The organism is Neptunomonas sp. CHC150 (genome assembly GCF_030397555.1).
GTDB classification, from domain to species: domain Bacteria; phylum Pseudomonadota; class Gammaproteobacteria; order Pseudomonadales; family Balneatricaceae; genus Neptunomonas; species Neptunomonas phycophila.
The window spans coordinates 25,049-43,731 of record NZ_JAPNXU010000008.1 but is presented as its reverse complement, the minus strand read 5'-3'; the positions used below and the strand labels follow the sequence as shown (position 1 = coordinate 43,731).

Below are 18,683 nucleotides of genomic sequence, written 5' to 3'. Positions count from 1 at the left end.
TCCTTTAAAGCGATGGAAAATACGTTGAACACGTTATCTAAGTAATATAAATGATAACACTTCTTATTACAATTATGGCTTGTGTTGAAACTTAGCGTATTGATCGGGATCATTTCTTATATAATTTGTTTATTTTACTATGCCTGCTCGGTGTGTTTTTTCGGCGTATCCTTTGCCGCACGGTATTAAAGGCATAACAACCCATGTAGTTAGCCGATTGTTTTATGGGAGTATTTGGCGAGGCCGATACCCATTAGGTATTAAGCAATCGTAGAGAGGTATCATGAAAAGCGTCATCAAGTCTTGGTTAGCCATCGTAACGTGTATGAGTGTTTGTATTGGCGGTCTGGTGTGGGCGGAGCAAGACGCGACACCGTCGCCTGAGTTAAAAGCTCAGTTGGGCCAGCAGTTATTTTTTGATCCTAATTTATCTTTCAATCGCACTATGTCGTGTGCTACCTGCCATGCCCCAGCGGATGGTTTTGTTGACCACCGTAGCCCTGACGTTGGTATGGCGGCTTCTCTAGGTGACGACGCAAAATCGTTTGGCGATCGTAATGCGCCGAGTGTTGGTTATGCGGCATTCGCACCTAAGTTCCACCGGCGCAAAGATGGTATATATGCGGGCGGGCAATTCTGGGACGGCCGCGCGTCAACGTTAGCTGAGCAAGCTGGTGGCCCCCCGTTAAACCCAATTGAAATGGGAATGCCAGATAAAACCAGTGTCGTTGAGCGTTTGCTAGAAAACAATCATTACCAAAGTGCTTTTAAAGGTATTTATGGGGATGCTGTTTTTCAGGATCACGATACAGCATATGACGCTATGACGGATGCGATAGCCGAGTTTGAAAAGGGTGATTTTTTCTCGCCATTTGATTCGAAATATGACCGTTATTTACGTGGCGAGTACACAATGACGTCACAAGAGGAGTTGGGCCGTACGCTTTTCTTCTCCCAACAATTCACTAACTGCAACTTATGCCACCAGCTGCGGACAACCCCCAACAGGGCCGATGAGACATTCACAAATTATCAATATCACAATATCGGAGTGCCAGAGAACAGCCACTTGCGTCATAAAAACGGAGTGAAAGCCATTGATGAAGGCTTGCTAAATAATCCAGCGGTCGAACAAGATGTGGCAGCCCGCGGTAAGTATAAGACACCTTCCTTGCGCAATGTTGCGGTAACTGCTCCTTACATGCACAACGGAACGTTTAAAGATTTACGTACAGTCATTCTTTTTTATAACAAGTACAACAGCCGTAGTAAAAAACGCCAGATCAACCCCGAAACCGGAAAACCATGGCGAGCACCAGAGGTGAATGAAAACCTTTCGCTAACAGAGCTTGAAACAGGCCCCGCATTAGATGATAAACGTATTGATGCACTGGTGGCGTTTTTAGAAACGCTTACGGATAAGCGGTATGAGGCGCTGTTAGAAAAGCAGAAAAGTAAGAAAAAGGGCGCTCAATAGCGCCCTGAGTTAACACTGTTATATGGACGCTTTTAAACGAATAGCACCATCGGCAGCATTGGCCAGTTCTTGACCTTTCTGCACAAAGTGACGGCTAAAGTATTGCTTGTGCTCGTCATGCTCGTGGAAGTTATGCGGCGTGAGTACAGCGGTGAGCACGGGTACTTCGGTTTCTAGTTGCACTTGCATTAAGCCGTTGCATACCGTCTGGGCAACAAAGTCATGGCGATAAATACCCCCATCCACTACCAGTGCGCTGCAAGCAATGGCTGCGTAGCGACCTGTTTTGGCGAGTAGCTTGGCTTGTAGTGGTATCTCATAAGCGCCCGGTACGGCAATTAAGTCAAATTTATCCACATCATAGCCGCGCTCAGCCATTTCATTGCGGAAGCCTTCCCAGCAATTAAGGACGATGTCGGTATGCCATGAGGCATGTATAAAAGCGATGCGCTGATCGCGAATGTTAAGTGTATTAGAATTCGTTGAGCTCTGATTCATGGGTTTATCCTACTAAAAATCACTGAATCAGGGCGAACGGACAGGCAAGCCACGGGCGCTACGACGGCGTATGCCGGACGTAACAGCCCATAGGTCTCCCACCATCGCGTAATACGCCATGGAGGACAATGTCTGACACGCTCTCTATCATCCGGACTATAACCGTCGGCTCTGGAGTCTCACCAGATCTGCTGACCCTTTTTAACTCACTATATGGCTAACAGCATGATATGTACTGCCTACTCCGAGAGTAGATCACATCATATAGCGCATATGACAACTGAGCTAAAAAGGCGCTCGCGGGCTTAGCGTTTCAAGCAAGCTTGATCGGCTTTACCGCCGGTGGGGAATTTCACCCCGCCCCGAGAACGAAATCGGTGTAATACCGATTACAGAAATATATGACTTTATGGCGTGTGTGTAAAGACCGACGTCAAATGACTACAGACTTTCGCCGGGTTCGAGGGTGAAGGGCAGCGAAATGACCCTATCGACAATAGGTTGACCCGATAGCCGAGCTAACAGCTGCTCAGCGGCCATTTGCCCCATACGCTCGCGTGGTGTCACGACGGTAGCGAGTTTTGGAACAATGGCTGAGGAAATATCATGGCCATGAAAGCCCGCAATGCCGATTTGATTGGGAACGGATATGCCGCGGCGCTGACAGGCAAAGAGGGCGCCAATCGCTAGGTCATCATTTGTACAAAAGATACCATCCATATCCGGCTGGGTTGCTAGCGCTTGATCCAGTAACTTGGCGCCGCGTGTAAACGAGGAGGCTTCCTCGGTTTGCAGGCTAAATGGAGCTAGTCCGTGCTTGCGCATTGCTTGTTCATAGCCGCGGATTTTAAAGCGAGTGCGGGCGTCCATTCGAGCGGCAAAGTAGATGATCTTAGTACGGCCTCGCTCAATCATTAGCTCGGTCATAGCAAAAGCGGCGGCCTCGTTGTCAAAACCGATCGCTTGTTCAATGGCTGGTGATACAGAGTCCATGACCTCAATCACAGGAATTCCGGCTGTTTTGATCATTTTGCGAACGCGCTCAGTATGAAAACTGTCCGATAGAATAAGCCCGTCCACGTTGTAGGATAATAGGGCTGCTATGCGTGATTCTTCAGCATCCAAGCTATAACTATAATGCGCTAACATCGTTTGGTAACCCGCCGGATCTGTGACAGATTCTATTCCGCGAATAACCTCTGAGAAAACCTGGTTGGTGAGCGACGGCACCAAGACTCCAATGGCGTAGCTTTTGGACTTTGAAAGGATGTCAGGGCCGCGATTAGGTATGTAGCCTAAATTGTCCAAGGCCGCTTTAATTTTATCGTGCAGCTGCTCCGAGACAAGCTCGGGGTTTTTAAGAAAGCGGCTGATGGTCATTTTAGTGACCCCCACCTGTTCGGCTACATCCTGTAATGTTGGTCTTCTTTTTTTAGTGGTCATGCTTGTGCCTGAGATCCAATGTTACCTGTAACATTAGCACAGCTAGGAGAGGGCTAAAATAAAAAAATGGGTGGTCTAAAAGGGCGGGTAGTGTGAAGGCAGCCGCTATTCAGGTACATTCAAATGGAGAGCGAATGGCTGCGTAGCGGCTTATTAGAAATGCTTACCACTGAACTACTTTAGTAAATGCTATGCTCACAGGCATAGTTATCCACAAGAGTGCAGCAATGTTGATGATGATCCAGCCGTAGCCAGATGAATCACGAAAGTTTTCGTCGTCATGTGCCATTGAATGTCACCTATCTCTTTATTGCTTTTATAATACTAGTACCGCTAAACCAGCCGCCTAGTGTGGTTTGGGCTGCATATTAACAGCCAATGCCGGATTTTTATAGCAAGCTGGCGGAGATGGCCGAGGAATGCCATCAAACCGCGACCAAAGGATTAGGCTAGTCATCCCGTCGCCTAATCCTTGCCTAAAGCCTTAGAGTAGCAGGCATAACTATCTAGCCATGCTAATCATGGCTTTTTAATAGCTGATAACTGCGGGGCAGGCTTAAACCCCGTCGGATTAGGCTGCCGGTGAGTGCGAACAAAACGGTAGCTAGCAATGGTAGTGATATCCAAAGCCACGGGTGCCAAGCCGGTGGTAGATCCAATGGCCCCCAATAAATACCCAATAATAACGCTTCGCTCATCACGGCGGCCACGATGCCACAACTAAAGCCCATCAGTATGTATTCCATGCGATCCAGCCATTGGGCTTGGTGCATAGACGCGCCTAACGTGCGTAATAAGGCGACTTCAAACCGACGTTTGGCTAGGTCTTGTTGCAGAGTCACCACCACCAGCAATAGGCCGCTTAGCACGGTGAGTAGCATGATAAACGAGGCGCTGTCGCTTAGTTTATTAATCAGGTCCTGAGCTTGGTTTAACAGTTGCTCCACATCGATTAACGTCAATGTGGGGAACGCTTTAACCAGCTGCGCTGAATACGGTTTTTGTTCCGGTGTTAGCCTAAAACTCGTGATGTAGGTTGCGGGTAAATCGTTGATAACTCCAGGAGAAAAGACCACATAAAAGTTAGGCTGAAATGACGTCCACTCGACACCGCGAACACTGGTAATAGTGCCGGTAAAGGTATCGCTGCCTACTTGAAAACCAAGCTCGTCTCCAAGCACTAAACCTAGCTCATCGGCCATCGATTTTTCGATAGATATAGCATTGTTGTCGCTGCTCCATTCACCTGCTTCCAGCGTGTTGTGCGCTGGTATGCCGGTGCCCCATGTCAGATTAAGCTCTCGGTTGAGTGTGTTGTGATCCTGTTGTTCTGGTGTGAGGATTTCCTCCGGTAACACGCCGTTAATGGTCGTTACGCGACCACGTATCATTGGGTACAGGGTCGCGCTCACGTCATGCTCATTTAGCCAGGTATCAATTTGATCTCGTTCCCAAGGCTGAATATTAATAACGAAGTTGTTAGGTGTATCAGCGGGTAGTTGTTGTTCCCAGTCATTAAGCAGGTCTTGGCGGGCAAAAAATAGCACGGACATTAAGGTCAATAGCAAGGTTAAAACGCCACCTTGCAAGCGATGCCAATGGCGTTGTTGTCGTATACGCAATGTGAGTAACGGGAAGAGCCTGATCCGATGTTTTAAGCGTTGGTTGAGTTGTTGGATTAACCACTGGACGGCGTAGCCAGACAACCAGCCAATCAGCAGCAATCCTGCGGTCATTAACGCGGCTAAGACCAGCGATTCAACAAACAAGGACATCAATCCAAATAATAGTAATGGCGTGACTAACTGTACCCATTTAGGCGTATGGGTGTTGTTCGCGCTGTCTTGGCGTAGCAGAGTCATTACCGATATTTGGCTGAGGGGGAGTAAGGTTGGCAAACCGAGTACCAGTAATATGGCGGCCGCCAATAAAGGGCTGCTGAGTAACATGAGCATGCTCAAGCTAGGTAGTGGCTGCGGTAGAAGGCCACTGAGCAAGTTCATCACACCATAATGCAAACCCAAACCTAGCAGCATCCCGGGAATAGCCGCTATTAGCCATCCACTAAAGAGCTGCAAACCAAACAGTTGCATGAGCTGTTGACGAGAGAGCCCTAAGCTCAAGAGAAGGGCGGTTCTGTGTTGCTGGTCAGCACTAAAACGACGCAAGCTTAGGAAAATAGAAAAACCGCCTAATAGCAGCGCGAATAAGGCACTAAGCTTGAGGTACTGGCCAGCGTTACCAATGGCATTGCGGCTAACCGGCTGGTCTCCTTGGGCGGTAAAGGCTCGTTGCCATGTTTTAAGGGTGGGTTTGAGTGCCGCGTCCAAATTAGCAACCGCTTCAGTATCACCGGCTAATAACAGGCGGTAACGCACTCGGCTGCCAGGTGAGATAACCTGAGTGGCGGCTAAGTCCTCACTGCGCATAATTATCTGCGGATTAAAGCTGCGAAATCCGCTGCCTCGGTCGGGACTGCTCATAATGAGCCGATCAATCACCAGCGGAGCATAGCCGATGTTAATCGTATCGCCCACGTTGACGCCTAGTCGATCTAAAACAGATTGCTCAACCCAAACATTCCCAGGGGAAGGTAGTCTTTCATTCGCTGTGGCGGATGAGGGCAAGGGTGGTTGGGTGACTATTTCTCCGCGCATGGGGTACGGCGGAGATACGGCTCTGATCGAGCTGAGTAAAATAGCGTCGCCAGCTTCGACTACCGTAGAAAACTGGGTGACTTCAGTAGAGGCAAGTCCACTGTCAGCGACTGTTTTGCGTAATTCATCGTCCAGTGGACGGCTGCTACTAATGATCATATCCGCGCCAAGGACTTCGGCACTGCGTAAAACCAAGCTATTTTGCAGTCGGTCTCCCGTTAAACTCAAAAGGGTAATCAAGCTTGTCATTAGAAAAAGAGACACTAATAACGCACGCCAGTCGGAGCGCCGCCATTGAGCCTTAGACTGTTTATATGCAAGGCGAGCAATCATAGTGGCGAGGCCTCCGCCAACAGATCCGGTTGGGCACGGCTAACGTCAACCAATTGACCATTCGAGAGTCGGAATTGCCGATCGCAACGTGAGGCTAAATGATCGTCATGTGTGATCAGTACCAGCGTAGTGGACTTTCTTGCGTTTAAGTCGAACAGTTGTTGGATAATTTTCTCGCCGGTTTCGGCGTCTAGATTTCCCGTTGGCTCGTCGGCAAATAAGATAGTGGGCGATGTGACAAAGGCGCGAGCTATCGCCACACGTTGCTGTTCACCACCGGAGAGCTGTGCCGGGTAATGATCATGTCGGTGGCTTAAACCAACCTGATCCAATAAGCTCATGGCTTTGTTGCTCGCTAGTTTATCGCCTCGGATATCTAAAGGAAGTTGCACGTTCTCAGTGGCATTGAGTTCTGGGAGCAAATGAAATGATTGGAAAATAAAGCCCAAGTGCTGAGCTCGCCATGCGGCCCGTTCGCTATCTTCTAATGTACTTAGGTCAACGCCTGATAACTGAACATTTCCGCTGGTTGGTGTGTCCAAACCCGCAAGCAAACTTAATAATGTCGACTTTCCCGCACCGGATTGGCCAATAATAGCAATGCTTTCACCTTGCTGTACTTGCAGTGATAAGTTGTTAAAGAGAGTTAGCTCTCCCGCTTGAGTCTTGAAGGTTTTTGCGAGATGGTTGGCGTTAATAGCAATAGGAGCAGTCTCTGGCATGTCGTATTTCCGTCTCGTTATGTTGTCTTTAGCGCTCATTCCCATGTTGGCATGGAATAATGCATCGGCTCAAACACTCTTGGTATTAGGTGATAGCTTATCGGCCGCTTACCGCTTAAAACCGGAAGAGGGCTGGGTTGCCTTGCTTCAAAATCGTTTAGTTGAGCAAGGGTCGGATATTAAAGTCGTTAACGCGAGCATTAGTGGCGAAACCACCCAAGGAGGACTAACCCGTCTACCCGAATTACTTAATAGACATCAGCCCAATTGGATAGTTCTTGAGCTGGGCGCAAATGACGGATTACGTGCCACGCCCATTCCCCGTATAGAACAAAATTTACGTGCGCTTATCGACCAGTCCCAAGAGGCGGGTGCGGAGCCGATTATTGTAGGAATCCAGCTGCCGCCTAATTACGGCCCACGTTACACGCGTCGCTTCTTTGGGCTTTATGAAAGTTTAGCTCAAGAGTATGAGTTAGCTCGCGTCCCTTTTTTACTAGAAGATGTCGCATTAAAACCTGAGCTGATGCAAAGCGATGGTTTACACCCGACAGCCGAAGCACAACCGATTGTGTTAGAGCAGGTATGGCCTACATTGTCTTCTGTGATGCTGGCGGATTAAGACGATGAATATATGGCGTTGCTCGCAGCTCATTATGATGGTTAGTGCGTTAAGTGCATGCAGCGCCATGAGTGATAAAGAATGTCTGCAAGCCGACTGGTCTACTGTTGGTCAGCTCGATGCAGAGCAAGGGCGTGTATCAGCGACCCGGCTTGAAAAGTACTATCGCTCTTGTGCGGATGTGAGCGTGGTGCCAGATAAAACACAATATGAGCAAGGCTATCAACAAGGCTTGCAGCATTTCTGTACGCAATCGAAGGGCTACTATTTTGGATTGCATGGCGGCCAGTACAAAGGGACATGCCATACTCCTGCCACTGACGAAGCCAGCTTTATGAGCGGCTACCAGCCAGCAACAGAGCGCTATAAGCTGGAACGACGAGTGGATGAGCTAGAGCGGCTCATAGCAAAAGAACAAACGCGCTTTTTACATCGGCGACCCTTGCGCGTTAATAGCGCAGAGCATGCTGCGCGCGATGCACTGCAAACACACGAGCATTACCAAGCATTGTTTTGGCTTAGAATGGAGCGGCAAGATGTTCTGCAAGCATTGCGTCAGTGGGAAACCACGCATCAAACATTAATGGACGCCATTCATGGCCAGCCGCAATAAGCTGGGTGCCTTGCTCTGCTAGAGCGCCCAGCTCGATTTATCTCTTTAAGGATATCACATGAAACTGACTTCTTTTTCTATCGATGGCCGCCCGACTTTTGGCGCCGTGGTCGATCAAAATGTTTATGACCTAGGTGGCGTAGATCCAGAAATTAATGACCTTCGGCAGTTTCTAGCCGATCCATTTGACGTGCCGGATGTGCTAACTAGTGTCCCTAGTTATCCATTAGCCGCCGTTGATTTATTGCCCGTGATCCCCAACCCCGAGAAAATTTTGTGTGTGGGTCTCAATTACGAAAGTCATCGGTTAGAAACAGGTATGCCAGAGATGGAGCACCCGGTGCTCTTTACTCGCTTCAGTTCAACGCAGGTCGCTTCAGGCCAGCCGATCATCCGCCCAACTGTTTCTGAAAAGCTTGATTTTGAAGGCGAGCTGGCCGTTATTATTGGCAAGGGCGGTCGCCATATTGCTGAAAAGGACGCGTTTGATCATGTCGCAGGTTATAGCTGTTATAACGATGCGAGTATTCGAGATTGGCAGATGCATACGCGCCAATTTACGGCTGGTAAAAATTTCGATAATACCGGTGCTTTTGGGCCGTGGATGGTCACTCGCGACCAGATCAATGATGCGGATTTGCCCAACCAAACTGTTACAACGCGCTTAAATGGGGAGCAAGTACAGCATTCTGCGTTCTCTGATTTCATTTTTGATATACCCGCGCTTATCTCGTATATCTCCACTTTTTGTACCTTAGTACCTGGAGATGTCATTGTAACTGGTACGCCCGGTGGTGTTGGCGTTGTGCGTAAACCGCGCTTATACATGAAGCCCGGCGATGTTATCGAGGTGGAGATCAGTGGTGTAGGCCTACTGCGTAACCCCATCGCGCAAGAACCTAGTATTGATAAATAAGATGATTGCTCGCCCGAGGCTGCAACACTGCGTTGCAGCCTACGAGCATTTAAACCGCTTCTGATCGCCACCATACTGAGCCTACACACTTAAAGATTAGGCTGAACTTATCATGGCTGATGCAACGCATCCCCCTAAAACAGTATCTAACACACCGCTCTCTGTTTTGGATCTGGCACCCATTCTTGAAGGGCAAGTAGCGGCTGATTCCTTCAACAACAGCTTAGCGCTAGCACAACATGTGGATAACTTAGGCTACACACGTTATTGGGTAGCCGAGCACCACAACATGCCGGGTATCGCCAGCTCAGCGACGTCCATTTTGATTAGCCATTTAGCGGCAGGAACGCAAAATATCCGTGTAGGCGCAGGCGGTATCATGTTGCCTAACCATGCGCCGCTAGTCATCGCTGAACAATTTGGCACGTTAGAGTCACTTTACCCCGGTCGGATTGATCTTGGCTTAGGTCGTGCACCCGGTAGCGATGGTAAAACAATGCGTGCACTGCGCCGCCAAACAGGCTCCAACGGCGATGATTTTCCTGAGCGTTTAGAAGAGCTGCAACGTTATTTCTTTAACGAGAGCGACGTAACCGCTGTACCAGGAGCCGGTCTGGATATTCCCATTTGGTTGCTAGGCTCCAGTGGTTTTAGCGCGCAACTGGCAGGGCAGCTCGGTTTACCGTATGCCTTTGCTGGGCAGTTTGCTCCGGGTTACATGATGCAAGCGCTGGGCATTTATCGATCAGCGTTTACTCCATCTGCGTATCTGGAAAAACCACATGCCATGGTGGGGATGAATGTCGTTATTGCGGAGACCGATGAAGAAGCCAAGCGACTCTTTACCAGCCAGCAGCAACATGTGTTGCGCTTATTTAGGAATGATCTGGGTAAAATGCAACCTCCGGTCGACTCGATGGACCACCTTTGGCTACCGCACGAAAAGCACTCGGTACATGACTTTTTAGGCGCGTCAGTTGTCGGCTCACCAGAAACCGCAAAGCAGCAGTTAGATGAGTTTATTAATAAAACGCAAGCAGACGAACTGATCGTGAATACGGCAGTATATGATCAAACAGCGCGGCAGAAATCTTACGAATTGTTGGCGAGACTCGCGGAGTTGACGAAGTAAATTATCTATCTTAAATCCAAGCAATCAGCTTGGGTTTGAGAAGTATCAACGGTACTATAGGCCACTCATGGACTGAATTAATTACATTGAGGCAAGGAGTGCATTCAATGGCATCTAGTAACGGTAAAACCTCAACAGTCGAAGGCTTATCGGCTTTTACAGATCGAATTTTGCAATCGCCAACTATCAAGGATGCACAGGCGATTTTACCACCAAAGAGCACGCCTGCCGGTTCTCCCAATGCCAAGGGCACTGGTTTGTCCAGTGCGGGGAAAGAACAAAAAGTCGAACCGCCGTCGCGCGATGAAATTAATATTATTCCTATCTTCCCGATGCGCTTCGCGTTAACAGAAGATACGTTGCTGTCATTTATCGATGGCGCTAGTCCTCAGCCCCACCCGCAAAGTATTGACGTTCACCCAAATCATGAGTTACTCCGAATACGAAAAGGCTATTTTTATATCAAGGTAGCGTGATTTCCGAAATGCTGCCTTTATCAAAGCAGCTTGGCTCCGACAGAAAAGGGCGCATCACTGAATACATGCTAATTACTTACGGTCGAGTTTTTTACAGCGCGACCTTATGTAGAGAAGGCCAAGAGTACGCAGAATGCAGAATAGACCCTACTTTAAAGTGGACCGTTAAATACGAAGATAAAACCGATACGGGGAAAATTATAGAAGCGGTTTTAAAGTCGACCGTTTCCTTTCTTGAGCTATCCCCTGACACAACCAAATCTTTTGTCATTAGCTTAAATGAATTTATGCGAGCTTTTGGATCTGCCATTGCTAAGCATGCGACCCGATCAGGCATTGCTGTCGCTAACCTTTCTTTAAGACTCACTATGCGGCTCGTAAACGGCGTATATCAAGTCTATCAAGATATAGGTGCGGTACAACGATACTATTTCTATATGGCCAGTGGGTTAATGCAGCGGTATGGCGTGCCGACACGATCTGATTTATTGGGAAGAAATTACACTCGTTTTCCTGTGCCAGAAATACCAACGGGGCAATACATTGTTAATACCGTTGGGGTGCGAAAAGAAATATTGAATCTGAACCGCGAAAATGTCTTGTCAGCAGAACAAGACTTTTTAAAGAACGGGATCGGATTTTTTGCAGCGAGCTACTCCCTTTACAGCACGTTAAAAAAATATGACGACCCTAATTACTCCACAACGCACTTAGGTTATTTTGCGAATGACCCAAGAACTAAAATAACAACCGCGTTCATGGAAGGGGTAAGTGCCGCCTTCCCTGAAACATCACTGACTTCAAATTTTTTAACGCAAAGTGTTTCTAATCGCATACTGAGCTTTTCCCCAGCGTTGGCCCGAACGGCAAGAAGTGGCTCAGAGATAATCCGCAATGGTTTAGGACGTGCGGCGCCTACTACGTTGGCTAAACTCGTAGGGTGGGTAGGAATAGGGCTAGCAGTAGCCTTGTCATTGGTCGGGGCTGTCATCTTTTTTGCAGGTGTTGCTGTAGCATGGCCTGTCGCTATTCTAGGTGCACTGTGTATCGTGGCTGGCGTTGTAATCTCATTCTTTAAAGATACCGATTATGAAAAATGGGCTAAACGAGGTTTTTGGGGAAGCTCACCTAAGTTTAATGATGCAGTACGTGCTTTAGTGTTTTCATTAAAAATTACTCAGGTTGATGGATTTAAAAAAGAAGGGAAAATCGATGAGTATTTCAACAATGAGCTTAAATACCTTTTACATATGATTTATAAACCGGAAATCACTGATAATAATTTAGGTGATGGTAAGCTAGAAATAGTATTTTATCCTTTTTCAAAAGAAATTAATGAAACCCTAGAAATAAATATTTATGCTAATTCTGGATCCATTAATGGTCGCAGTAGAAGGTCTGGGTCGATACCTTTCGTAACTAGATTTTTATCAGATGGGGTTATTGAAGTTAAGTTAGAAAATTTAAATGATTTCAGGAGGAAGTGGGTGTCTGTTTCATTGTCGATGGACCGCTATCCAAACGGAGAATTTAACGTCTATAAAAAATTTCCGGCAGGAAGTATTTGAGTTTTTAGGTCTGGTATGGGTTTTTATTTATAGAGAAAATTATGAGAAAAATTTGGTTTCGAGATCAGCATATTTCCTACATAAAACTATCAATGATCTGGTTTTTGATAGTTCTTAGTGTTATTTATGGAAATATAATTTTTTTTGATGATGATTGGAGTTTCTACTTTGATTATACGTTTTTTCCTGAAAAGGCTTTTACTAAAAGTTATGGCGGGGATAACGGCTTAAGTGCTGAAGATCTTGCTTACTATATGGAAGCGTTGCCAGTCGATCGGTTTAGAACATTTAAAATTTTTTTAATAGAGAACCTTATATTTCTATTGCCATATTCTTGTGCAACATATCTTTTGTTCTATGTTAAAAATAAACCAAAAATCTTCTTCGATAGAACCAATCAGCTGGTTTACTCCTATTTCATGGGGAAATTATACATCAATGAATTTGCGTCAGTAGCCAATGATGAAAACCTCTACAACGGCGCGTGGCCCCCATTTCACCGCACAGTAAGAGCAACAACTCGCCATCATGCGTTTGGGCCGTTGATGCTCAAGTTGACTAAATATAAAGGGCGCTCAACAAAAGTTTTTTGGCTGGGAGAATATCCGGGAACGTCGGAAACCATGAGTGATGATATCCGAGAATTGGTTACCACCTTTATGACAGATTATGATGCTAAAACAGAAGCCGAATGGGAGGCAATTCTTAATCAAAAGCCACCATCCAGCCGCTGGAATTGGTTGCGAGCCTTGGGGCGTTTCTCATTAAGGAAAGACCAGTCACCAACATTACCTAAGAAAATTCAGAAGCAGCTAGATGAATATGCGCAGGATAAAGGTATCGTTATCAGTGGATAGCGACGATGATTAACTCTAATACTGACAATTCGACGATCGTTTTTAGAGATAGCCATATCAGCTATATAAAATTATCCATGATTGTTTTCTTCTTGGCGTTAAGTGCAGTTTTAATCAATTTAATAGTTTCTGATGATCGTTGGGTGAGAGGCTTTAATTATGCTTTTTTTCCGGAAACGGCCACACGAAACGCTTGGAGTCGAGGAGTCGAAATTAGTGATCAAAGAGTGCAGTACCTAATGAATAAATTCCCCTTAGACAAAAAGGTAGCAATAATAAGGTTCTTTGTAAGTAACTCTTTCTTTATATTAGGATTCTCTTTTATATGCTATATTTTGCTTTATGTAAGAAACAAACCAAAAATCTTCTTCGATAGAACCAATCAGCTGGTTTACTCTTATTTCATGGGAAAGATATATATCAATGATTTTACATCCATAGCTAATGAAGAAAACCTCTACAACGGTGCGTGGCCTCCATTTCACCGCACAGTAAGAACCACAACTCGCCATCATGCGTTTGGACCGTTGATGCTCAGGTTGACTAAATATAAAGGGCGCTCAACAAAGGTTTTTTGGCTGGGAGAGTATCCGGGAACGTCGGAGACCATGAGTGATGATATCCGAGAATTGGTTACCACCTTTATGACAGATTATGATGCTAAAACAGAGGCCGAATGGGAGGCAGTTCTTAATCAAAAGCCACCATCCAGCCGCTGGAATTGGTTACGAGCCTTGGGGCGTTTCTCGTTAAGGAAAGACCAGTCACCAACATTACCGAAGAAAATTCAAAAGCAATTAGATCAATACCTCTCTGAAAGTGGCCAGATAGGTCAGGCTTAAAGTTTCGAGGGGTTTGCTGATTCCATTTGAATTAACGTTTTGGGTGTTACGCTAATGACATGTTGTTCAACCCGTTGCTCCGTCGGCGGAGTTGCTGAGTCGCTGTAAGACTTCATTGTGTATTGAAGTTTTACAGTATCTACAGCGTCTTCATTGAGCCAAGAAATATCCGAAATATAACCCGTACCTAGTGAGTAGGTATTTACTTCGGGATGCTCGTCAAAAGTTGAAACGCTTAGTGTATAAACATAATTACATGCCTGCTCTGTTTCAATGCCACAACTGTGATCATGCGACGGTACTTTATAGAGCCTTAGTATGAGGTTTTTCTCAACGGCTGTGTCTAAGCTGTTTAGTTCAGTAAACTCGCCGTAAGCCAATGTCTCTTTTATATAAGGGACGTCTTGAATGGCTGAGCAACCTGTCAGCAGCAAAAGTAAAGTGAGTCCTATCGTTTTCATGGGTAGTTTAGCCCTTAGTTGACAGATAGATGGATGTGATCGTTATGGCCGCTTACTGGAAAGCTACTACCAAGCTTGTGTTTTAATGATGGACCAAAGTTTTCTCGGCGATGTTGGTAGTTTTCAAAGTTAGCTTGTAAAGCATCAACTACGGCTTTTACATCGTCATCTGAGTTGTAATAAAGGACGATTTTTTTCCCGTTTACTCTCGAAATATCGATCGCTTTACCTTGCCCTTGAACATGGCGACTAGGGAGTGAGTGCTGGTCGTTTGCAGAAGATACGTACAAAGATGTTAACGAATGATCCTCGACTAGCTCGCTGGTGATAATTTCATTCAGGGCATCGACAATACGCTGATCGACTGAATTGTTAGCTTGCGCTGAGAAGTTAATAGTTACGTCGTTAACGGTGTTTGGTATAGAGGGCATTGTCCTATCCTTTTGACATGACGAAAAAAAAGCACCCAAGCTAGGGTGCTTTGTGATGTGTATTAAACCGCGAAGCTTTCGTTGATGAAGTCCCAGTTTACTAATGACCAGAAGCCGCCTAAGTAGTTAGGGCGAACGTTACGGTAATCGATGTAGTAAGCGTGCTCCCACAAGTCGCAAGTCATAACAGGGCGTTGGCCGCTTGTCATTGGGTTGCCTGCGTTGCTTGTGTTAACGATTTCTAAAGAGAAGTCGTCATTTTTAACTAACCACGTCCAGCTAGAGCCGAAGTTGTTAACAGCTTTATCGTTAAATTCTTTTTGGAACTCTTCGAAAGAACCCCATTTAGATTTGATAGCGTCTGCGATAGCGCCTGTTGGCTCACCGCCACCGTTTGGAGATAGGCAGTTCCAATAGAACGTGTGGTTCCATACTTGCGCTGCGTTGTTGAATACGCCGCCAGCGGGTGCAGACTTGATGATATCTTCCAGAGATTTGCCTTCGTACTCTGAACCCGGTACTAGACCGTTTAGTTTATCAACATAAGTTTTGTGGTGTTTACCGTAATGGAATTCCAACGTTTCTTTAGAAATGTGTGGTTCCAATGCGTCCATTGCGTAAGGCAGTTGTGGTAATTCAAAGCTCATTTTTGTTCACCTTCTTGTCTACACGTTTAGTGCCATTATGTATTGGGTGGTAACCCAACTTTTTTAGTTCCCCGATGATAGCACCCTTGAAACTGCTTTTCATGACACAAATTGTGTGTGATTAATGGATCTTATGCTGTGCGACTAAAGTGGCCTGTTATTTCGTCACTTCGCTCATACAATGAGTCTGCAAATTGCCTTAATTAGTTCCGCGCTTTGGTGAGTCATCAATAGTGCCTTGCATAAGAAGAATAAAAATGAGCAAAATTCTCGTCTGGATCGCGGTCGTCATGTTGGCGATTTATGTGGTGAAGTCACAGTATTTAACTTCTAAAACTTACCAGCCCTTTATTGATGGGTGCATGGCGTCTGGATCGGCATCTGCACAACAGTGCGAGTGCCTATCCAAGTACATGCACAAGCGTTACAGTGACATCGAAATGCAATCGATTATGGATAACGCGATTTCAGATACGTTGATGCAAAAACAGGTTGCTCGCGATGTCCGCTTAGGGTCTGCGTCGTGTGCCGCTGAGTCCTAATATAAAACGCACTCGTTCATCATAAAGCAGGCGCAGCCATGGTTGTGCTCTGCTGTCTATTCGTACCATTGCCCTCAAAGTATTATTGTTTCTTCTGGGTTTTCTCAAGGAAAGAGTTAAGCGCGATAACAGGTAGTTCCCATCAAAGCTCATCTCAGCGTCTGCTTTTTTTACTGTAGAGTGGATGCATTGCGCTTGTCTAAGTTTGTGAATAAGGTGTGCGATGCGCAACACAAGCTGTGGGAGTGCTAGATAGAGGGCCTATGTTGGAAGAATTGACATCGTTTTATTTGTATCACCTTATATTGATCACAGGTGAGTTACTGATCTTTATAACCGTGTTTCATATGATTTATCAGCGGCGTAGTCCTGTAAACATGATTTCTTGGCTGCTGTTAATGTTGCTGATGCCATATGTTGCGGTATTTTTATATTTCATATTTGGTAGTCGTAAGCGAAAGCCAAAATATAAAAAAGAGAACTACAGTTTACAGGCATTGGCGGATAACAATACCGAAAAAAGCCTGCTTAATGGTCTGCTGGTGGGGCAAGGGCATGACTTACCTAGACAGCAATTCGATTTGTTTACGGATGCCACGCAGGCAAACTCGGCATTATTAGAGTCTATCAGCCAGGCTGAACATACAATCTGCATGAGCACATATGTCTTTAAATTTGATGCAGTAACGCATGAGATGATTAATCGCCTCGCTGAGCGTGCCAAAGCCGGCGTTGAGGTGCGGTTGCTAATCGATTCGTTAGGTTCGCTTGGTGCTTATTTTATGCAGCATCGATTTAAAGCCTTACGCGAAGCGGGTGCCCAAGTTGCGTTTTTTATGCCGGTATTAAAAATGCCGTTTCGAAATTACATTAATCTGCGAAACCACCGTAAGATTTTTTTATTCGACCATTGCCGTGTACTCAGTGGCGGAATGAATCTATCACGTGAGTATTTTGGCCCGCAGTCTGATCCCAAACGGTGGCAGGATGTGTTATTTCGGGTAGAAGGCGAATCGGTGCGGGATTACTCTAAAATTTTTGCGTCTGATTGGCGCTACGCCACGCATGAAAAACTGACTTTGCCAGAGCGCGAGGCTATTAAAACCCTATGCATGCACAGCCATGCTGGCTCGCAGTGCGATACGCGCGTGCAAGTTGCACCATCTGGGCCAGATTTAAAAGGCGATGTGCTGTACGAATCCTTGCTCAATGCTATTTATTCAGCGGTGCAGCGCATTTGGATTGTTACACCTTATTTCGTGCCTGATGAGGCGCTCACGCGGGCGTTAATGATTGCTCATAACCGAGGCGTAGATGTCAAACTCATTACCCCCAAGAACTCGAATCATACGATAGCCGATTTGGCGCGCAGTTCCTTTATGCGTGAGCTAGAAGAACATGGAATTGCTATTCATTTATATAAAGGCACCATGCTACACGCCAAAGCCGTGTTGTTTGACCAAGGCGCTATGCTGGGGAGCGTTAACTTAGATAATCGCAGTTTATTTCTGAACTATGAGGTAGCAACCTTTGTTGCTTCTGAGCGGGTGCTGGGCGAGATTGAAACCTGGATGCAAGGTTTGCTTGCTATGTCGGTGAGTGAACCGCGTTCTAAAAGCAGAGTCCGACGTGTAATGGAAAACTTTATGCGCATCTTAGCGCCGCAACTCTAGTGATTGCTGATGTTAAAGCCAAGACCGCCAACAACTGACCAATATACGCGACTGAGGCACCAAAATGACCTGTGCCCAACGCGGTTAACGTTACTAAGTTGGAATGTCGCTAAACTTAGTGGTAAACCGGTATTTCGCTCAGTGATAGGCGGCTTGCTGGAGCAAACGCCCATAAACCTAGTGTTACTGCAAGAGGCGCGGACATTTCAAAAAGAAGAGTTTGACCTGCATGGTTACTCGTGGTCGATGTCGCCTAATATCCAAACGCGTAAAGAGTTGTTTGGTGTTATGAGCGCGTTCAATGTGCGATGTGATCAAAGTACGCCGTTTATTTCTCAGCGCCAAGAGCTAATGTTAGCGACGCACAAAAGTGCACTGGTGACTCATCATCCAGTGAAAGGCGGGGGTGACCTGCTGGTGGTCAATGTTCATGCTATTAATTTTGTGTTTAACCAATACTTTTATGAAGAGATGGCCAGTATTAGCCAGTTGATTGCTCATCATAAAGGGCCGTTGATCATAGCGGGGGACTTTAATACATGGAACCTAAAGCGCATTAACCACTTACGAGCACTCATGACACGTTTAGGGTTACGCGAAGTCGAGTTTACTGATAAACAGCATATAAAATGCTTTTTGTCTCACCCGTTAGATTACGTATTTTATCGCGGTCTTCGGGTAGAGCAGGCCAGCGCCATTGACGTGGCCATCTCTGATCATAATCCGGTCTTAGCGACCTTATCCATTGATATTTAAACTTGGATTAGGAATGC

Annotated in this window: 20 protein-coding genes and 1 riboswitch; of the genes, 12 read left to right on the top strand and 8 right to left on the bottom strand. The window is 46.1% G+C overall.

Translation table 11 applies throughout. The features are described from left to right. The first annotated feature begins 283 nt into the window (after nt 1-283). On the top strand, nt 284-1,477 hold the full coding sequence (locus OW491_RS09485; RefSeq protein WP_290035745.1) for a cytochrome-c peroxidase: 1,194 nt from the start codon (nt 284-286) through the stop codon (nt 1,475-1,477). A gap of 18 nt (nt 1,478-1,495) precedes the next feature. On the opposite strand, the gene OW491_RS09480 is transcribed toward OW491_RS09485, so the two are convergent. From OW491_RS09480 to OW491_RS09460, 5 genes are all read right to left on the bottom strand, one after another. Next, entirely contained in the window at nt 1,496-1,975 is a 480-nt protein-coding gene (locus OW491_RS09480; RefSeq protein ID WP_075174303.1) for a 6,7-dimethyl-8-ribityllumazine synthase, read from the bottom strand. 135 nt (nt 1,976-2,110) lie between these two features. Then, nucleotides 2,111-2,349: riboswitch (FMN riboswitch) on the bottom strand. Between the two features lie 67 nt (nt 2,350-2,416). Further along, nucleotides 2,417-3,418: a gluconate operon transcriptional repressor GntR gene (gene gntR / locus OW491_RS09475; protein WP_075174302.1), complete on the bottom strand. Its 1,002-nt coding sequence runs from the start codon at nt 3,416-3,418 to the stop codon at nt 2,417-2,419. Between the two features lie 163 nt (nt 3,419-3,581). Next, a complete protein-coding gene (locus tag OW491_RS09470; protein WP_277252818.1) occupies nt 3,582-3,707 on the bottom strand; it encodes a hypothetical protein in 126 nt (41 codons plus the stop codon). Between the two features lie 226 nt (nt 3,708-3,933). Then, complete coding sequence (locus tag OW491_RS09465) at nt 3,934-6,408, bottom strand: FtsX-like permease family protein (RefSeq protein WP_290035741.1); 2,475 nt, start codon at nt 6,406-6,408, stop codon at nt 3,934-3,936. Beyond that, complete coding sequence (locus OW491_RS09460; RefSeq protein WP_075174300.1) at nt 6,405-7,130, bottom strand: ABC transporter ATP-binding protein; 726 nt, start codon at nt 7,128-7,130, stop codon at nt 6,405-6,407. Before OW491_RS09460 ends, OW491_RS09465 begins: the two co-directional genes overlap by 4 nt. On the opposite strand from OW491_RS09460, the gene OW491_RS09455 reads away from it, so the two are divergent. From OW491_RS09455 to OW491_RS09420, 8 genes are all read left to right on the top strand, one after another. Further along, nucleotides 7,129-7,752, top strand: coding sequence for an arylesterase (locus tag OW491_RS09455; RefSeq protein ID WP_178967720.1), 624 nt, complete (start codon nt 7,129-7,131; stop codon nt 7,750-7,752). The genes OW491_RS09460 and OW491_RS09455 overlap by 2 nt on opposite strands. 4 nt (nt 7,753-7,756) lie before the next feature. Further along, nucleotides 7,757-8,365, top strand: coding sequence for a DUF2799 domain-containing protein (locus OW491_RS09450; protein WP_075179660.1), 609 nt, complete (start codon nt 7,757-7,759; stop codon nt 8,363-8,365). 58 nt (nt 8,366-8,423) lie between these two features. Next, on the top strand, nt 8,424-9,281 hold the full coding sequence (locus OW491_RS09445) for a fumarylacetoacetate hydrolase family protein (protein ID WP_290035737.1): 858 nt from the start codon (nt 8,424-8,426) through the stop codon (nt 9,279-9,281). Between the two features lie 112 nt (nt 9,282-9,393). Continuing rightward, nucleotides 9,394-10,413 carry an LLM class flavin-dependent oxidoreductase gene (locus OW491_RS09440; protein WP_290035735.1) on the top strand — a complete coding sequence of 340 codons (1,020 nt, stop codon included), beginning with the start codon at nt 9,394-9,396 and terminating at the stop codon, nt 10,411-10,413. A 107-nt stretch (nt 10,414-10,520) separates the two neighbouring features. Continuing rightward, nucleotides 10,521-10,889, top strand: coding sequence for a hypothetical protein (locus OW491_RS09435; protein ID WP_290035734.1), 369 nt, complete (start codon nt 10,521-10,523; stop codon nt 10,887-10,889). A gap of 368 nt (nt 10,890-11,257) precedes the next feature. Next, nucleotides 11,258-12,457: a hypothetical protein gene (locus tag OW491_RS09430; RefSeq protein WP_290035733.1), complete on the top strand. Its 1,200-nt coding sequence runs from the start codon at nt 11,258-11,260 to the stop codon at nt 12,455-12,457. A gap of 41 nt (nt 12,458-12,498) precedes the next feature. Then, nucleotides 12,499-13,314 (top strand): hypothetical protein, encoded by an 816-nt coding sequence (locus OW491_RS09425; protein WP_290035732.1) that lies wholly within the window; start codon nt 12,499-12,501, stop codon nt 13,312-13,314. Between the two features lie 5 nt (nt 13,315-13,319). Next, nucleotides 13,320-14,156, top strand: a complete 837-nt coding sequence (locus OW491_RS09420) for a hypothetical protein (protein WP_290035731.1) — start codon at nt 13,320-13,322, stop codon at nt 14,154-14,156. On the opposite strand, the gene OW491_RS09415 is transcribed toward OW491_RS09420, so the two are convergent. From OW491_RS09415 to OW491_RS09405, 3 genes are all read right to left on the bottom strand, one after another. Next, complete coding sequence (locus OW491_RS09415; RefSeq protein WP_290035730.1) at nt 14,153-14,617, bottom strand: hypothetical protein; 465 nt, start codon at nt 14,615-14,617, stop codon at nt 14,153-14,155. The genes OW491_RS09420 and OW491_RS09415 overlap by 4 nt on opposite strands. A gap of 14 nt (nt 14,618-14,631) precedes the next feature. Further along, nucleotides 14,632-15,048 (bottom strand): hypothetical protein, encoded by a 417-nt coding sequence (locus tag OW491_RS09410; RefSeq protein WP_075174294.1) that lies wholly within the window; start codon nt 15,046-15,048, stop codon nt 14,632-14,634. A gap of 62 nt (nt 15,049-15,110) precedes the next feature. Beyond that, nucleotides 15,111-15,695 carry a Fe-Mn family superoxide dismutase gene (locus tag OW491_RS09405; protein ID WP_075174293.1) on the bottom strand — a complete coding sequence of 195 codons (585 nt, stop codon included), beginning with the start codon at nt 15,693-15,695 and terminating at the stop codon, nt 15,111-15,113. A gap of 257 nt (nt 15,696-15,952) precedes the next feature. Here OW491_RS09405 and OW491_RS09400 point away from each other — a divergent pair, with 257 nt between their 5' ends. The 3 genes from OW491_RS09400 (at nt 15,953) to OW491_RS09390 (ending at nt 18,666) form a co-directional block, all read left to right on the top strand. Then, on the top strand, nt 15,953-16,237 hold the full coding sequence (locus tag OW491_RS09400) for a hypothetical protein (RefSeq protein WP_075174292.1): 285 nt from the start codon (nt 15,953-15,955) through the stop codon (nt 16,235-16,237). Between the two features lie 263 nt (nt 16,238-16,500). Then, nucleotides 16,501-17,910 carry a phospholipase D-like domain-containing protein gene (locus OW491_RS09395; RefSeq protein ID WP_290035728.1) on the top strand — a complete coding sequence of 470 codons (1,410 nt, stop codon included), beginning with the start codon at nt 16,501-16,503 and terminating at the stop codon, nt 17,908-17,910. Nucleotides 17,911-17,919: 9 nt separating this feature from the next. Then, nucleotides 17,920-18,666 (top strand): endonuclease/exonuclease/phosphatase family protein, encoded by a 747-nt coding sequence (locus tag OW491_RS09390; RefSeq protein ID WP_290035726.1) that lies wholly within the window; start codon nt 17,920-17,922, stop codon nt 18,664-18,666. The last annotated feature ends 17 nt before the right edge of the window (nt 18,667-18,683 follow it).